Annotated in this window: 15 protein-coding genes; 4 read left to right on the top strand and 11 right to left on the bottom strand. The window is 72.8% G+C overall.

Annotated features, from left to right (window positions below; all coding sequences use genetic code 11):
* Nucleotides 1–29: 29 nt before the first annotated feature.
* Entirely contained in the window at nt 30–482 is a 453-nt protein-coding gene (locus ITJ56_RS01335; RefSeq protein ID WP_194626731.1) for a hypothetical protein, read from the bottom strand.
* The gene (locus tag ITJ56_RS01330) at nt 479–2,113 is read right to left on the bottom strand and encodes a molybdopterin-dependent oxidoreductase (RefSeq protein WP_228516904.1); all 1,635 of its coding nucleotides are present in this window, start codon (nt 2,111–2,113) and stop codon (nt 479–481) included. The genes ITJ56_RS01335 and ITJ56_RS01330 overlap by 4 nt, the downstream gene beginning before the upstream one ends.
* On the opposite strand from ITJ56_RS01330, the gene ITJ56_RS01325 reads away from it, so the two are divergent.
* The 3 genes from ITJ56_RS01325 to ITJ56_RS01315 are packed head-to-tail and all read left to right on the top strand — an operon-like array spanning nt 2,012 to nt 4,739.
* Nucleotides 2,012–3,427, top strand: a complete 1,416-nt coding sequence (locus tag ITJ56_RS01325) for a glycosyltransferase 87 family protein (protein WP_194626729.1) — start codon at nt 2,012–2,014, stop codon at nt 3,425–3,427. The two genes, ITJ56_RS01330 and ITJ56_RS01325, sit on opposite strands and share 102 nt — an antisense overlap.
* A gap of 4 nt (nt 3,428–3,431) precedes the next feature.
* On the top strand, nt 3,432–4,493 hold the full coding sequence (gene moaA / locus ITJ56_RS01320; RefSeq protein WP_194626727.1) for a GTP 3',8-cyclase MoaA: 1,062 nt from the start codon (nt 3,432–3,434) through the stop codon (nt 4,491–4,493).
* Between the two features lie 3 nt (nt 4,494–4,496).
* A complete protein-coding gene (locus tag ITJ56_RS01315) occupies nt 4,497–4,739 on the top strand; it encodes a MoaD/ThiS family protein (protein WP_194626725.1) in 243 nt (80 codons plus the stop codon).
* A gap of 169 nt (nt 4,740–4,908) precedes the next feature.
* Here ITJ56_RS01315 and ITJ56_RS01310 read toward each other — a convergent pair whose 3' ends face one another.
* Genes ITJ56_RS01310 through ITJ56_RS01285 form a run of 6 tightly spaced genes read right to left on the bottom strand, consistent with a single transcriptional unit; the run spans nt 4,909 to nt 10,199 of the window.
* Nucleotides 4,909–6,009 (bottom strand): calcium:proton antiporter, encoded by a 1,101-nt coding sequence (locus ITJ56_RS01310; protein WP_194626724.1) that lies wholly within the window; start codon nt 6,007–6,009, stop codon nt 4,909–4,911.
* A 12-nt stretch (nt 6,010–6,021) separates the two neighbouring features.
* Complete coding sequence (locus ITJ56_RS01305) at nt 6,022–7,062, bottom strand: ABC transporter ATP-binding protein (RefSeq protein ID WP_194626722.1); 1,041 nt, start codon at nt 7,060–7,062, stop codon at nt 6,022–6,024.
* Complete coding sequence (locus ITJ56_RS01300) at nt 7,059–7,859, bottom strand: ABC transporter permease (RefSeq protein ID WP_194626720.1); 801 nt, start codon at nt 7,857–7,859, stop codon at nt 7,059–7,061. The genes ITJ56_RS01305 and ITJ56_RS01300 overlap by 4 nt, the downstream gene beginning before the upstream one ends.
* Nucleotides 7,860–7,862: 3 nt before the next feature.
* On the bottom strand, nt 7,863–8,684 hold the full coding sequence (gene modA / locus ITJ56_RS01295; protein ID WP_194626706.1) for a molybdate ABC transporter substrate-binding protein: 822 nt from the start codon (nt 8,682–8,684) through the stop codon (nt 7,863–7,865).
* Nucleotides 8,681–9,097, bottom strand: coding sequence for a TOBE domain-containing protein (locus ITJ56_RS01290; RefSeq protein WP_194626703.1), 417 nt, complete (start codon nt 9,095–9,097; stop codon nt 8,681–8,683). The genes modA and ITJ56_RS01290 overlap by 4 nt, the downstream gene beginning before the upstream one ends.
* 46 nt (nt 9,098–9,143) lie before the next feature.
* The gene (locus tag ITJ56_RS01285; protein WP_194626701.1) at nt 9,144–10,199 is read right to left on the bottom strand and encodes a ThiF family adenylyltransferase; all 1,056 of its coding nucleotides are present in this window, start codon (nt 10,197–10,199) and stop codon (nt 9,144–9,146) included.
* Nucleotides 10,200–10,294: 95 nt separating this feature from the next.
* On the opposite strand from ITJ56_RS01285, the gene ITJ56_RS01280 reads away from it, so the two are divergent.
* Nucleotides 10,295–11,947 carry a glycosyltransferase family 39 protein gene (locus tag ITJ56_RS01280; RefSeq protein WP_194626699.1) on the top strand — a complete coding sequence of 551 codons (1,653 nt, stop codon included), beginning with the start codon at nt 10,295–10,297 and terminating at the stop codon, nt 11,945–11,947.
* A gap of 57 nt (nt 11,948–12,004) precedes the next feature.
* On the opposite strand, the gene ITJ56_RS01275 is transcribed toward ITJ56_RS01280, so the two are convergent.
* Genes ITJ56_RS01275 through ITJ56_RS01265 form a run of 3 tightly spaced genes read right to left on the bottom strand, consistent with a single transcriptional unit; the run spans nt 12,005 to nt 15,312 of the window.
* A complete protein-coding gene (locus ITJ56_RS01275) occupies nt 12,005–12,937 on the bottom strand; it encodes a 4-(cytidine 5'-diphospho)-2-C-methyl-D-erythritol kinase (protein ID WP_194626697.1) in 933 nt (310 codons plus the stop codon).
* Nucleotides 12,938–12,946: 9 nt separating this feature from the next.
* Complete coding sequence (locus ITJ56_RS01270; protein ID WP_194626695.1) at nt 12,947–14,251, bottom strand: O-acetylhomoserine aminocarboxypropyltransferase/cysteine synthase family protein; 1,305 nt, start codon at nt 14,249–14,251, stop codon at nt 12,947–12,949.
* Nucleotides 14,248–15,312: an LLM class flavin-dependent oxidoreductase gene (locus ITJ56_RS01265; RefSeq protein WP_194626694.1), complete on the bottom strand. Its 1,065-nt coding sequence runs from the start codon at nt 15,310–15,312 to the stop codon at nt 14,248–14,250. Before ITJ56_RS01265 ends, ITJ56_RS01270 begins: the two co-directional genes overlap by 4 nt.
* Between the last annotated feature and the right edge of the window lie 102 nt (nt 15,313–15,414).

The raw sequence follows: 15,414 nt of genomic DNA, 5'->3' as shown, positions 1-15,414 counted from the left end.
GGGCACATCCTACTTGAAAGGTTGTCCCTTTAACCAGTGCTGCGCACCGCGGACGAACCAGCAGCGCGACGCGACCGCACCACCCCGACCACGAGCACCACCACCACGACGACGAGCAGCGCACCCTCGACCAGCACCAGGCGCGTGCCGTAGTCGAACGGCAGCACAGTGGGGTTCTTCTGGCCGTGGTCCTTGGCAGCGATCTCCGGCAGGACCACCAGGGCGAGCGCGCTGCCCAGCACGATCGCGGCCTGCACGACGACGAGCACCCAGGCCCGCAGCGAGCGTCCGGCCCGACGCAGCAGCAGCCCGGCACCGACCACGAACGGCGACAGGACCGCGTCGTGCAGCACCACCGCCGCGAGCAGCCACACCCCGAGCCCGCCGATGCGGTTCGGCTTGACGGACGTCACGAGCACGTACGCCCCGAAGGCGATGACCAGCACGCCGATCACCACGAGCACGATCCGCGCGGCCTTCACCGGAGCACCTCGATCTGCTCGATCCACTTGGTCTGCAGCACACCCGGCCGCCCCGGAGCGATGATCCGCGCCGGGAACCCGTGGTCCAGGTCGAGCGTCGCACCGTTCAGCTCGAGGGCGACGAGCGTCGTCGGGTCCTCGGCGTACTCCGGTCCCATGTCCATGATCCGGTAGCCGCCGTGCCGCTCCAGGCTCGTCACCCGCACGTGCGATCCCTGCGGCGCCTGCACGGCGTCGAGCAGGTCGCGCATCCGCACGCCCTTCCAGGTCGCCATCTGGCTCCACCCCTCGACGCACGAGATCGGCAGGTCGACCTGCGCGGTGCCGAGCGCGACGAGTTCCGCCCGGACGAACGTCCGACTCACGTCATGGCCGACGACGGTGAGCGTCCAGTCGGCGGCGGTCGCGCTGGCGAGGACACCGGCGGCACGCGCGGTGCGGTTGACCGGCAAGCCGTTCGCACCGATGCCGCGGCCGCGGGCGCCGAACGCGTTGAACGGTTCCGCGAGCTTCGAGGACTGCCCCGCCGTGAGCGCGACGACACCGACGGTCGCCGCCGTCACGCCGGCGAAGAACCCGCGTCGGGCGATCCGCTCACGTCGTCCGGTGGCTGCGTCCGGCGTCGGCCTGGAGGCCCGGCTCGGCTCCGCCACGTCGGCCGTCGGCTGGCCGAGACTCGGCTCCTCGGACACCTCGCGGGTCTCCGGGGCCGTGTCCGGTCCGGTGGGCCGAGACTCGGCGCCGCCGCCGGGGGCGGCGTCGACGCCGTCGATCCAGCGGAACACGCGGCCCAGCAGGCCGGCGGCGGTGGACCCGGCCGTCTCGGAGTCCGCAGCGCGCGGGGCGGAGGCACCACCCTCGCTCGCAAGCTCGCTCGGCGCATCCCGCGGGTCGCTGGCGCGATCCCGCTGAGCGGGCTGCGCCAGGCCGGGTGGGAGCAGCTCGCTGCCGGACGCGGGGTCCGCGATGAACCGGCCGTGCGTGTCGTAGGAATCGCGCTTCCGCCAGTAGCGGGCGATGACCGGCAGCTTGGCCGCGATGTGGATGGCCAGCGACCCGATGATCACGGAGGCCATCGCGTTGTGCACCTGGCGGAACGGGAACGGCCACGGGTACCACTGGTAGGTGTTGAGCAGGCCGGTGACGACCTGGATGATCGACGCGGACACCAGCACCGCGATCGACAGGCGCTCGAGCAGGTGCAGCACACCGCGGACCGGCGGCACCTGCACCAGGGCGGGCATGACGGTGTTGAGCTTCGCGAGCAGCAGCGGGATGATCGCGATCCCGGTCGTGATGTGCAGGCCCTGCGTGAACTGGTACAGCTGCGTCGGACGGGTCGGGAACCGCATCCAGCCGAGCGGTTCCTGCAGCAGGTGGCTGTAGATCCCGGTGCCGAAGCAGATCAGGAACGCGATGCCGAGCAGGCGCCCGAGCACGACCGCCGAGCGGGCGTTGCGGTTGGGGGACGCCAGAGCTGCTCGTCCGTCGTGCAGCAGGCGCTGGACGCCGGATAGCCTCGACGGACCATGAGCGACCGACTGCGTGCCCTCCGACCGTCCCTCGCCGGGGTGCTGGCCGTCCTCGGAGTGCTGGCCCTCGCGGGCGTCATCGCCGTCGGCGTCACGCATCTGGGGTTCCTCCGATCGGGCCATCGTTCTGCATTCGTTGCGTGGACGCTGATCGCTTGGACCGTCTTCGTGATCGCCGTGCTCGCGGTGCGTTTCGTGCCCGTCCGGTGGATGACCACGATGGTCATCGGCGGAGCGGTGGTGATCGGCATCGCCGCGCTGGTCGGCCCGCCGAACACGAGCACCGACTCCGCGCGGTACGCGTGGGACGGCATCGTCCAGCATGCCGGTGTCTCCCCCTACGCGCACACCCCCCAGTCCACGGCACTGTCCGGTCTCCGACCCGACTGGTTGTTCCCGGACAAGGTGGACGGCACGTGCGACCCCCTGAAGCCCCGGTTCCGCGGGCTCGGCGACGGGGCGGACGGCCACTGCACCGCGATCAACCGGCCGGACGTCACGACGATCTACCCGCCGATGGCCCAGCTCTGGTTCGCCGGGGTGCGGGCGTTCGTGCCGGCGACCGCCCAGTACCTGCCGTTCCAGGTCGCCGGGCTGCTCGTCTCGCTCGGGGTCACGATCGGGCTCGTCCTGGTGCTCCGACGCATCGGGCGGCCGACCTGGTGGGCGGCGCTGTGGGCCTGGTCCCCGCTGGTGGCGTCCGAGGCGGTCACCAACTCGCACGTCGACGTCGTCGGCGCCGCCCTCGCCACGGCCGGCGTGGTGCTCGTCGCGTTCGGCCGGCCGATCTGGGGCGGGATCGCCCTCGGCGCGGCGACCGCCACGAAGCTCATCCCGGCGATCGTGTACCCACCGTTGCTCGGCCGTGGCCGGGGCTGGTGGGCGGTCCCGGTCGGCATCGCCGTGTTCGGTCTGCTCTACGTGCCGTACGTGCTCACCACCGGGCTCGACGTGCTCGGGTACCTGCCCGGCTACCTGAGCGAGGAGGGCTACGAGGACGGCTCCCGCTTCGCCCTGGTGTCGACGGTGTTCCAGGGCGACGCCGCCACGGTGGTGGTCGGACTCCTGGTGCTGCTCGCCGCGTTCGTGGCGTGGCGGCTGTCCGACCCGGCGCGACCGTGGTCGGGCGAGGTCCTGATGATCGGCGTGACGTTCCTCGCCGTGACCCCGCGCTACCCCTGGTACGCGCTGCTGCTCATCCCGTTCGTGGTGCTGTCGGGGCGGTGGGAGTGGCTGTCGATCGGACTGGCCATCGCGCTGCGCGGGGTGTGGCCGTCGGCGGACGCCTACCGGTGGTGGCTGCTGGCCGCCGTGGCCGTCATCGTGGTCGTCACCCTGCTGCGCACGAGTCGGCCCGACTGGCGGCGGTGGTGGGAGCGGCTGACGTTCCGGCCCGTGGAACACGTACGCTGACGCCATGGCACCCGCGACCCTGCTCGGCACGACCGGCGGTCCGACCGAGCCCGGGCCGGGCGGCGCAGGGCTGGCCGACCGGTTCGGGCGGCGGGCCGTCGACCTGCGTGTGTCGCTGACCGAGCGGTGCAACCTGCGCTGCACGTACTGCATGCCGGCCGCCGGACTGCCGTTCGCCCCCGACGACGCCCTGATGACCGCCACGGAGATCGAGCGGCTCGTCCGCCTCGGCTCGTCGCGGTTCGGCGTGCGCAAGGTGCGGTTCACCGGCGGCGAGCCGATGCTCCGCCACGACCTGGTCGACGTGATCGCCCGGTGTGCGGCGCTGCCCGAGGCCCCCGAGCTGTCGCTGACCACGAACGCGATCGGCCTCGCCCACCGGGCGCAGGCCCTGTACGACGCCGGGCTCCGCCGGGTGAACGTGTCGCTCGACACCATCGACCCCGACGTCTTCACCACCGTGACCCGTCGCCCCTTCCTCGACAGGGTCATCGCCGGGCTGTCGGCCGCGCACGACGCCGGACTCGACATCAAGGTCAACGCGGTGCTGCTGCGCGGGATCAACGACGAGGCCGCGCCCGAGCTGCTCCGCTGGTGCCTGGAGCGCGGCTACGAGCTGCGGTTCATCGAGCAGATGCCGCTGGACCCCGACCACGCCTGGGACCGCACCTCGATGGTGACCGCCGCCGAGACCCGCGCGCTGCTGGCGACGCCGTTCGTGCTCACTCCGGACGACGCACCGCGTGACGGGGCCCCGGCCGAGCGGTACCGCGTGCACGATGCCGTCTCCGGGGAGCCGCTCGGCACCGTCGGGATCATCGCGAGCATCACCGAGTCGTTCTGCGCCGACTGCACCCGCACCCGGCTGACCGCCGACGGGCACGTGCGCAGCTGCCTGTTCTCCGACGAGGAGACCGACGTGCTCGGGCCGATGCGCGCCGGTGCGACCGACGACCAGGTCGCCGAGCTCTGGCGGCTCGCGATGTGGGCGAAGCCCCGCGACCACGGTGACGACAGCGACGAGCTCGTGCACCCCACCCGCGGCATGAGCGCGATCGGCGGCTGAGGCGTGACGACCATCCGGTTCTTCGCCGCGGCCCGCGCCGCCGTGGGTGTGGATTCGCTGACCACCGGGGCTGCGACCATCGGCGCGGCGCTCGGCGCGATCGACGCCGTCGCAGATCCTCCGCGCTGGACCGCGTTGCAGGAGCGCTGCTCGTACCTCGTCGACGGTGTGACCACGCGCGACCGGGCGACCTCGCTCGAGGGCGTCGAGGTCGTCGACGTGATGCCCCCCTTCGCCGGCGGCTGAGCGGCGCCCGTTCCTTCCCAGAGCGCTCGCGATGCCTGGGACTTTCGGGCGTACCGGGTCGGAACTTTCGGCCAGGTACGCCCGATTCCACCAGGTATGCCCGGAACGACCCGGCCGCCCCAGCGCCCCGGCGACCGGCCCGGCCCGGCCCGGCCCGGTCCGGTCCGCCCTACGGCGAGACCGACAGCACGATGAACGCCGCGAAGATCACCAGGTGCACCCCGCCCTGCAGCCGCGTCGCACGACCGGGCAGCACGGTGAGCACCGCGGCGACGATCGTCAGCGCGAGCAGCACGATCTGCGACGGCCCGAGCCCCAGCAGCAGCGTCCCCGGCATGAACAGCGACGCGACCGCGATCGACGGGATCGTCAGACCGATCGACGCCATCGCCGACCCCATCGCCAGGTTCAGGCTGGTCTGGACCCTGTTGCGAGCGGCGGCCTTCGACGCGGCGATGCCCTCTGGGAGCAGGATGAGCAGCGCGATCACGACGCCGACGAACGACGGCGGGAACCCCACTGCGGCGACACCGGCCTCGATCGCCGGCGACTCGACCTTGGCGAGCCCGACCACCGCGACCAGTGCGACGACGAGCAGCCCGAGCGACACCAGGGTCGTGCGACCGGTCGGCCGTGCGGCGTGGGCGTCCTCGGACTCGACGAGCACGCCGCCGGAGCGGTTGACCGGCAGGAAGAAGTCCCGGTGCGCCACGGTCTGCGTCACCACGAACAATCCGTAGAGCACGAGCGACGCCACCGCCACGAACACCAGCTGCGTGCCGGTGAAGGACGCGTCGTCGGTGCCGGTGGTGAAGGTCGGCAGCACCAGGGTCAGCACGGCGAGGGCCGCCACCGTCATGGTCGCGGCACTCGCGCCCTCCTGGTTGAACCGCACCGTGTTGTGCCGCAGGGTGCCAATCAGGATCGCGAGGCCAACCAGTCCGTTCATCGTGATCATCACGGCCGAGAACACGGTGTCACGGGCGAGGGTCTCCGCCTGCGCACCCCCGGAGCTCGACAGCGAGATGATCAGCGCCACCTCGATGATCGTCACGGCAACGGCGAGCACGAGCGACCCGAAGGGTTCCCCGACGCGGTGCGCGACGACCTCGGCGTGGTGGACCGCAGCCAGCACCGTCGCGGCGAGCACGACCGCGACGACCGCGACGACGGCGGTGCCGAGTCCGTACCGGCCGTACGAGAACATGAGCACGACGGCCGCCAGGACCGGGGTGGCCACGGGCCACACCTTGGGGAACCAGGAGGTCATCCGACCATTGTCTCAACCGCGGGGCGCGTAGACCGACACTTCCCTCGCCGGGACCTCGATGCGGACCGTGTCGCCCGGTCCGATCCCGAGCGCCGTGACCCGCGCGAGCGTCAGGTCGGCCACCAGGTCGCCGGCCCGCACACGCACCAGTCCGTCACGCGGTTCGAGTGACGTCACGGTCCTCGCCGGCCCGGTACCGTCCCGCGTCAGCACGGCGGCCGTCGGGTGGAACGCGGCCAGGGCAGGACGGCCGGGAGGCACGGGGTGCGTCCCCGACGCCAGCGCACCCCCGCCGTCGATCACGATCCCACCCGCGGTGGCGGTCCCGCGCACCAGCGCGAGTCCGGAGAACGTCGCGGCGAACGCACTGGTCGGGCATCCGAGCACGGCTGCCGGAGTGCCCTCCTCGACCACCCGTCCGCCCTCGAACACGACGACGCGGTCGGCCAGGGCGACGACCTCGACCGGGTCGTGCGTCACGAGCACGCTCGGTCGGTCGGCGACCGCGGCGCGGAGGGCCGCGCGGACCTCGTCGCGGACACCGAGGTCGAGCGCGGAGGTCGGTTCGTCGAGCAGGAGCACCGCGGGGTCGGTGGCGAGTGCCCGGGCGATGGCGACGCGCTGCGCCTGCCCGCCGGACAGGGTGTCCGGACGCCGCTCCGCGAGCGACTCGATCCCCACGGCGGCCAGGGCGCCGAGCGCCCGCTCCCGCGCCGCTGCCCGCCGGACACCGGCGGCGCGCGGCCCGAAGGCGACGTTCCCGACGACGTCGAGGAACGGGAACAGGTCGGCTCGCTGCGCGACGAGCCCGACCCGGCGACGGTTGGCGGGGACGCTGCGGCGCGGCCCGGACACCACGGCGTCGGCGAGCACGATCTGTCCGGCGTCGATCGGCAGCAGTCCGGCCAGGGCCTCGACGAGCGTCGACTTGCCCGCGCCGTTCGGGCCGATGACCGCCAGGCACTCCCCCGCGGCGACCTCGACCGACACGTCGACGTCACGGCGTTCGACGACGACGTGCGCTCGGACGCCGACCGTGCCCGTCGCCGTCATGCCAGGGCTCCGCGGGTCCGGAACGACGAGGCGCCGATGACCACGACGGCCACCACGACGAGCACCACGGCCAGCGCGACCGCGGTGTCCGGGTCGACCTCGCGCTGCAGGTAGACCTCGAGTGGCAGGGTCCGGGTGACCCCCTGCAGACTGCCGGCGAAGGTCAGGGTCGCGCCGAACTCGCCCAGCGCCCGGGCGAAGCAGAGCACGAGCCCGGACACGATGCCAGGCAGGACCCGCGGAGTCGTCACGGTCAGGAACGTCCGGGTCGGCCCGGCCCCGAGGGTCGCGGCGACCCGCTCGTACCGGTCGCCCTCGACGCGGAGCGCTCCCTCGACCGAGGACACCAGGAACGGCATCGCGACGAAGGTCTGCGCGATGACGACGGCCGCCGTGGTGAACGCGATGTGCAGGCCGCGGTCGTCGAGGAACGCCCCGACCACACCGAGCCGACCGAACGCCGCGAGCAGTGCGAGGCCGCCGACCACCGGCGGGAGCACGAGCGGCAGCAGCACCACGGCCCGGGCGACGCCGACCCAGCGCGACCGCGACCGCGCGAAGAGCACGGCGAGCGGGTACCCGAGGACGAAGGCGATGCCGGTCGCGGCGAGTGCCGTGCCGAGACTCAGCCCGAGCGCGGTGAGCGACGCGGTCGAGGTCACGAGCCCGACGATCGACGACCAGTCGACCCGGCCGAGCATCGCGAGCACCGGTACGACGACGAACAGCCCGCCGAGCGCCGCGGGCAGCGGCAGCCACCTGGCGACCGGCGGCCGTCCGTCAGCCCGCGAGGACACGGGTCACGGCTTCCCGAACCCGGCGGCGGTGAGCACCTTCTGGCCGCTCGAGGAGCGGACGTACTCGGTGAACGCCCGCGCGAGCTCCGGGTCCTCGGACTCGCGCAGCACGCCGATCGGGTAGGTGTTGACGGCCCGGGAGGACTCGTCGAAGGGAACCCCGTCGACCCTGCCGTCCGCACCCCGTACGTCGGTCACGTAGACGAGCCCGGCATCGGCCTGTCCGGACTCGACCTTGCCGAGGACGTCGGTGACGGACTGCTCCTCGCTGACGGGCTGCAGGTCGATGCCCGACGCGGATTCGACCTTCGCCGTGGCGGCGCCGCACGGCACCGGCGTGGCGCAGGTGACGAGCTGCACGTCGGCGCCGGTCAGGTCGTCGAGGCTCGTGATGCCCTTCGGGTTGCCCGGCGCCACGGCGATCTCGAGGACGTTCGTCGCGAAGTCCTGCGCCGACCCGCTCGCCAGGTCGGTCGAGGACAGCTTCGCCATGTTCGCCTCGTCGGCGGACGCGAAGACGTCGGCGGGGGCACCGTTCCGGATCTGCGTGACGAGGTCGCTCGAGCCCGCGAACGAGAACCGGATCGAGGCGCCGGGGTTGGCGAGCTCGAAGTCCTTGCCGAGCGTGGTGAACGTCTGCTGGAGCGACGCCGCCGCGAACACGGTGATCGAGCCCGACACGTCTGTGTCCCCGCTCGACGACGACGACGAGGACGGTGACGTCGCCCCCGCCGGGGCGTCGGTGGTGGAACACGCCGACAGCCCGAGCGCCGCCACGACGACGACGAGGGGAACGAGCAGCGAGCGGGTGTGCCGACGGATCATCGGGGGTCCTCCTGGTGAGCGGGCGCCTCGACCGCGACCATCGTGGCCTTGACCGACGCGACGGCGACGGCGCCGACCTCGAGCCCGAGGTCGCGGACGGCCTCGGCGCTCATCAGCGACACCACCCGGTGCGGGCCGCACTGCAGCTCGACCTGGGCCATCACGGTGTCGACGACCAGGTCGGTGACGATGCCGACGAACCGGTTCCGGGCCGAGTGCTTCACCTCGGACGCCGGATCGGTCAGCTCGGTACTCCGCGCGCGGGCGTACGCGGCGACTTCGCGGCCGTCGACCACAGCACGACCCGCCTCGTCCGTGGCACGGGCGAAGGTGCCGGCGTCGACGAGCCGGCGCACGGTGTCGTCACTGATCCCGAGGAACGCGGCAGCATCTCGTACCCGCAGTTGCGTCATGATCCGCTGATTGTATCCGCAGGCGCGGTGAAAGCGACCCGCTGGGTCAGGAGTCACGCTCGATCGTGACGAGCAGCCCCTCGCGACGCCAGGCCTCGAACCCGCCGTCGAGGACCGTCACGCGCCTCCCGGCCGGTTGCCGTGCCGCCCACGCGACCGCCCGGGGGCCACGGGCGCAGTAGACGACCACGTCGGCGGCATCGGTGTCGTCGCGGACGGCGCCGGCGACCACGCCGGCCGCGCGCTCCTCGTCGGTCCGGACGTCGACGACGACCACCGGGTCGGACGGGTCGGCGAGGCGGGCGGCGAGGGCGGACGGAGCGATGCGCGCGGGCTCCGGCCCGGCGACCGGTGCCGGTCGACGTGATGCGGGTCCGCGCCGGACCGGGCTCTCCGTCCAGAGCCAGCGCCGTGCGTCGACGGTCAGGACGCGTCCGAGCAGGGGGTCGCCGGTGCCGGCGACCAACGCCGAGACCTGGGCGGCCATCACCGCGCCGACCGCGCCGCACAGGGCGGGGACGACGCCGTCGAGGGCGCACGACCCCTCGTCGGGCAACGCGTCCGGGTGCAGGTCGTGGAAGTCGACGCCGTCGGGACCGGCATCGCGGAACACGCTGACCTGGCCGTCGTGGCCGAGCACGGTCCCCCACACGAACGGCATGCCGGCCACCGCGCAGGCGTCGGAGACCGCTCGGGTGACCAGGACGGAGTCGGCCGCGTCGACGACGACGTCGTGCCCGGCGACCATGTCCGGCGTGAACGACGCGACCACGGCGACCGCGTCGAGCTCGGGGTCGACGGCCACGGCACGGGCGACCGCGACCTCGGCCTTCGGCGACCCGACGTCCGCCGCCGTGAACAGGGTCTGCCGCGCCAGGTTCGACGCGTCGACGACGTCCGGGTCGACCACGGTCAGCCGGCCGACGCCCGCGAGGTACGCGACGACCGGCGCCCCCAGTCCGCCGGCGCCGACCACGAGGATGCGCGATGTGGCCAGCCGCCGCAGCCCGATCGTGCCGACGTCGGCGAGCGCTGCGGTCCGCGAACCGAGCTGCGCCCGCCACGGGGACAGCGCAGCGACGGGGGCGACGAGGGGATCCATCCCGTCATTCTGGCCCGTGGCACCGAACTCCTGCACGTGAGAGTTCAGCGCACGGACGCGGCGGACGCCCAGAGCAGATCGGTACGGTCGCGGGCGTGAGTTCCCCCCGCACCGGCACCGTACCGGTCCGGCGCGCGACGTCGGACGCGTCGGTCCGTGCGCGCCTCCGGGCACTCGCCGTCGCGGCTGTGCGGGCACTCGCCCGGACCCCCGAGATCACCGTCGGCGCCGTCGGTGTCGTCGTCGCCGCGGCCTTCGTCTGGGTGCCGTCGGTCTGGTACGACGAGGCCGCCACCGTCGCGAGCGCGCAGCGGAGCTGGCCGGCGCTCTGGGCCGAGTTGCAGAACGTCGACGCCGTGCACGGCCTGTACTACGCCGTGATGCACGTCTGGTTCACGCTGGTCGGGTACTCCCCGTTCACGCTGCGGTTCCCGAGCGCACTGGCGATCGGCGTCTCCGCCGGTCTCGTCGTCGCGCTCGGCCGCCGACTCGGCGGGTTCCGGCTCGGCGTCGTCTCCGGCATCGTCTTCCTGCTCCTGCCCCGTGTCGCCTGGGCCGGCACCGAGGGTCGGCCGTACGCGGCGGTCACCACCTTCGCCGTCGCGCTCACGCTCGTCGGGCTCACCGCCGTCCGGCGCGCCCGCAGCCGACGGCACGCGACCCGGTGGTGGGTGGTCTACGGGGTGCTTTCCGTCGTCGCCGTGCTGTTCAACGTCTACCTGTCCCTGGTCGTCCTCACGCACGGTGTCGTGCTCGTCTGGACCGGCATCAGCGATCGCGCGGCCCGTCGTCGCGCCGCCCTCACCGGCCGCTCCGGCGCCGTGGCCGCGCCGATGGTCGACCGTGCGGTGCTCGGGCGCTGGGCCGGCGCCGCGGTCGCTGCGGCCCTCGTGGTGTCCCCGTTCATCGTCCTCGCCGCCGGCCAGGCCAAGCAGGTCGCCTGGATCACCGGTATCGGGTGGGCCACCGTCCGGCAGGTGATCGCGACCGCGTGGTTCGGCGCCGTCTGGCCGTACGCCGCGCTCGGCTGGGTCCTGATGGCCGTCGGGGTGGTGCTCGCCGTCGGCGCCGTCCGCCGACCCTCCCCTGCAGCGCGCGACCTGCTCCGGGCGCAGGCGGTCCGGGTCGCCGTCCCCCTGACGCTCCTGCCCACCGCACTGCTCGTCGGTGCCACGGCCGCGGGCGAGCACCTGTACTCACCGAAGTACGCCAGCCTGAGCCTGCCGTTCGTCGCGCTCCTGATCGGTCTCGCGATCACCGCGGTCCGTCCCCGCCGCTGGCTCGCCCTGACCGTGGTCGCGATGCTGCTGGTGGCGGCCCCGACCAGCACGGTCGTCCGGCTGCCGCACGCCAAACAGGACTCGCACTGGGCGGACGCCGCGGCGATCATCGAGCGCGAGCGCGACTGGCGGACCGACAACGGTGAGGGCGTGGTCTTCGGCAGCGTCTGGGGGCACCCGACCACGACCGCGCAGGTCATCGCCGACACCTACCCGGACTCGTTCACCGGGATGCGGGACCTGGCCGTCGCCGAGACCGGTGCCGAGCGCGGACAGCTCTGGGACGTCAACGGTGCCATCGCTGCGACGGTGCCCGCCCGCCTGGACGGCATCGACACCGTCTGGTTCGTCGGCGGGAAGTCGCGGAACATCCGCCCGCAGGTCACCGGGACGCTCGAGGACGAGGGCTTCCACGTGGTGCGCCACTGGCACACGGGGACGGTCATCCTCTGGAAGTACAGCCGCTGACGATCGGCCGTCGCGCCGGCGTCCGCGCCGGCGTCAGGGCACCAGGCACACGCCGCGTCAGTGCACCACGCGGGCGCCGTGCACCGGACCGGTGGCCCGGAGGGCGACCATGCCGGCGGCACTGAGCTCGACCTGCAGCTCGAGCGCTGCGTCGCGGTCGCCGACCAGGAACGCCACCGTCGGCCCGCTGCCGGACACCAGGCCGGCGAGGGCGCCGGACTTCTCGCCGAGCTCGAGCGTCGCCGCGAGCCGGGGCAACAACCGCATCGCGGGTGCCTGCAGGTCGTTGTGGACGCAGTCGGCGAGCAGGTCGGGGTCGCCGGCACGCAGGGCCTGCAGCACGTTGGCCTCGACCACCGGGTGCGACGGCGCCGGCGCGATGTCGGCCCGGTAGCGCTCCCGGTGCTCGTCGAGCGCCCGGTAGACCGCGGGGGTGCTCAGGCCGTCGTCGCTCAGGGCGAGGACCCAGTGGAACTCGCCCTTCGCCAGGGCGGGGCTGAGCTCGTCCCCGCGGCCGGTGCCGACGGCGGTGCCACCCGCGAACGCGAAGGGCACGTCGGCGCCGAGCTGCGCGGCGAGCCGGAGCAGTTCCTCACGACCGAGTGCGGTGCCCCAGAGCGTGTCGACGGCGAGCAGCGTCGCCGCCGCGTCCGCGGAGCCGCCGCCCATGCCACCCGCGACGGGGACCTGCTTGTCGATGGTCAGTCGCACCCCGCCGCGGTGGCCGGCGGCGTCCGCCACCAACCGGGCCGCGCGGATCGCCAGGTTCGACTCGTCGACCGGCACGGCACTCGTGTCGATCGGGCCCGTGAAGGTGACCGAGAAGTCGTCCGCGTGCTCGGCGGTGACGTCCTCGTACAGGGACACCGCCTGGTACGCGGTGGCCACGTCGTGGTAGCCGTCGTCCTGCAGCGCACCGACGGACAGGTACACGTTGATCTTGCCGGGGGCGCGCGTCCGCACGCGGGTCGGGGCGGCCAACGTGGTCATGCGCCCAACCTATCCCGCTGCGGCTGCCGTGAACCCCCGCGCCAGGTCGGCGGTGATGTCGTCGATGTGCTCCAGGCCGATCGACAGACGGATGAGCCCGTCCCCGACACCGGCGGCCGCCCGTTCCGCCGAGGTCATCTGCACGTGGGTCGTCGATGCCGGGTGCACGACGAGCGACCGGACGTCACCGAGGTTCGAGACGTGGTCGAACAGCTCGAGCGCCGCCACGAACCGTCGCCCGGCGTGGACCCCGCCGGCGAGGTCGAAGGACAGCACCGCCGACGGCCCCTTCGGCACGTAGCGCTGCTGCAGGTGGTGCCACGGCGAGCCCGGCAGGCCGGCGTAGTGCACGTGTTCGACCTGGTCGTGTGCGTCCAGCCAGGTCGCGACGGCTGCGGCGTTCGACACGTGGCGGTCCATCCGGAGTGACAGGGTCTGGATCCCCTGCAGCACCAGGAACGCGTTGAACGGTGCGATCGCGGGCCCCAGATCGGCGGACAGCTTCGAGCGGGTGCGCTGGATGAAGGCACGGCGTCCGAACTTCGCGGCGAAGTCCGTGTTCGCGAACCCGGACTCCTCGACCGTCGCGAGCTGCGGGTACCGGTCGGCGTGGGCGGCCCACTCGAAGTTGCCGCTGTCGACGATGAGCCCGGCGATGGCGCTGCCGTGCCCGGCCAGGTACTTCGTCGCCGAGTGCACGACGATGTCGGCGCCGTGCTCGATCGGGCGGACCAGGTACGGCGTCGCGATGGTGTTGTCGACGATCAGGGGCACGCCAGCCCCGTGCGCCACACCCGCCACCCCGGCGAAGTCCAGGACGTCGCCGCGCGGGTTCGGGATCGACTCACCGAAGAACGCCTTCGTCTCCGGGCGAACCGCCGCGGCCCACTCGGACAGGTCCGTCGGGTCCTGCACGAAGGTGAAGGTGATGCCCAGGTCGCGGAGCGTCGACGCGAAGAGCGTGTAGGTCGCGCCGTAGAGCGAGGCGCTCGACACGACGTGGTCGCCCGCCCGCGCGACGCCGAGCACGGCGAGCGACGTCGCCGCCTGCCCGGACGCGAGCGCCAGCGCGCCGATGCCGCCCTCGAGGTCGGTGATCCGCCGCTCGAGCGCCGCTGCGGACGGGTTGTTCACGCGTGAGTAGGTGTGGCCGGGGGCATCGAGCATGAAACGTGCCGCGGCGTCCTCGCCCGACGGGTAGACGAACCCGGCGCTCTGCGCGATCGGCGGCACGTTCGCGCCCCACCCCGGATCAGCCTTGAATCCCGCACGGATCTGCCGGGTCTCGAACGCCCAGTCGCCCTCGGTGCTCACGAGACTGCCTCCGAGGCGCCCGCAGCCGTCGTCGCGGCCGTCTGCCGGACGAGCGGGATGACGTGCTCGCCGAACCGGTCCATCTCCTCGAGCTGCGGCGAGAACTGCAGCAGGAGCGTGTCGACCCCGGCGTCCTCGAACTCCTTGATGCGGTCGGCCACCTGCGAGGGGGTGCCGACGAACCCGGGACGCAGACCGCGGTTCGACACCGAGTAGTCCTCGAGCGAGGGCACGTGCTCGAGCTGCGACTTCGAGATGAAGTCCTGGTACGACTCGTACGCCTTGCCGTGCTGCACGTCGGTGATCCGGGCGAGCTCGGCCCGCGCCTCCTCCTCGGTCTCGCGGACGATGACGTACGCGGCCATGCCGAAAGCCTCGAACGGCGGCAGCCCGGCGTCGACGCGGCGCTGCTTCATCTCGGCGATCTTCGTGCGGAGTTCCTCGACGGTGCCGCCGTGCGTGACGTAGGCGTCGGCGTACCCGGTGATCGCGGCCTTGCCCGCCTCACTCTCACCGCCGGCGTAGATGCGCGGGGTCACGCGCGGCTTCGGCTCGAGGTGGGCGTTCCGGATGTCGTAGTACTCGCCGGAGAACGAGTACGGGGTCTCGCGCCACAGGCCCTTCAAGACCTCGACGAACTCCGCGGTGCGCTTGTAGCGGTCGTCGTGCTCGGAGAAGATCCCGCCGTACTGCTTCGCCTCTTCGGCCCACCACGCGCTCACCACGTTGAAGGTGAACCGGCCGCACGAGATGTCGTCGATCGTCGCCGCCTGCTTGGCAGTCACCGCGGGCAGGTGGTACCCGGGTCGCATCGCCGCCATGATCTCGAGCCGTTCGGTCGTCGCCGCGATGGCCGCCGCGAGCGACCAGGCCTCGAGCGACGGCGCGGCCGTGCCCTTGATGTCGTTGAGGTTGAGCTCCGGCACGAGCGTCAGGTCGAAGCCGATCCGCTCGGCGCGTTGCGCCAGTCGCTTCACGTAGTCGAAGGTGACCGGCATGTTCTCGTTGTCGACGTTGCGCAGCCAGCCGCCGAAGAGCGGGGTCCAGTATCCGAATCGCACGGGGTGAGTTCCTTGGGGAGGTGGGGAGTGCCCGGGAAGGGGCGCGGGACGGACTGGAGGCCCGTGGCGGGCCCGCCACGGGCCTCCAGTCCGGTGGTTCTT

It is taken from the genome of Curtobacterium sp. VKM Ac-1376 (assembly GCF_015351025.1).
GTDB lineage: Bacteria > Actinomycetota > Actinomycetes > Actinomycetales > Microbacteriaceae > Curtobacterium.
This window is presented reverse-complemented; position numbering and strand designations above follow the sequence as displayed.

Excerpts from the sequence above, each read along its gene's own strand:
- ITJ56_RS01325 (WP_194626729.1), top strand. The coding sequence starts at position 2,012 with ATGAGCGACCGACTGCGTGCCCTCCGACCGTCCCTCGCCGGGGTGCTG.
- ITJ56_RS01330 (WP_228516904.1), bottom strand. The coding sequence starts at position 2,113 with ATGCGTGACGCCGACGGCGATGACGCCCGCGAGGGCCAGCACTCCGAG.
- moaA (WP_194626727.1), top strand. The coding sequence starts at position 3,432 with ATGGCACCCGCGACCCTGCTCGGCACGACCGGCGGTCCGACCGAGCCC.
- ITJ56_RS01310 (WP_194626724.1), bottom strand. The coding sequence starts at position 6,009 with ATGACCTCCTGGTTCCCCAAGGTGTGGCCCGTGGCCACCCCGGTCCTG.
- ITJ56_RS01305 (WP_194626722.1), bottom strand. The coding sequence starts at position 7,062 with ATGACGGCGACGGGCACGGTCGGCGTCCGAGCGCACGTCGTCGTCGAA.
- modA (WP_194626706.1), bottom strand. The coding sequence starts at position 8,684 with ATGATCCGTCGGCACACCCGCTCGCTGCTCGTTCCCCTCGTCGTCGTC.
- ITJ56_RS01290 (WP_194626703.1), bottom strand. The coding sequence starts at position 9,097 with ATGACGCAACTGCGGGTACGAGATGCTGCCGCGTTCCTCGGGATCAGT.
- ITJ56_RS01285 (WP_194626701.1), bottom strand. The coding sequence starts at position 10,199 with ATGGATCCCCTCGTCGCCCCCGTCGCTGCGCTGTCCCCGTGGCGGGCG.
- ITJ56_RS01275 (WP_194626697.1), bottom strand. The coding sequence starts at position 12,937 with ATGACCACGTTGGCCGCCCCGACCCGCGTGCGGACGCGCGCCCCCGGC.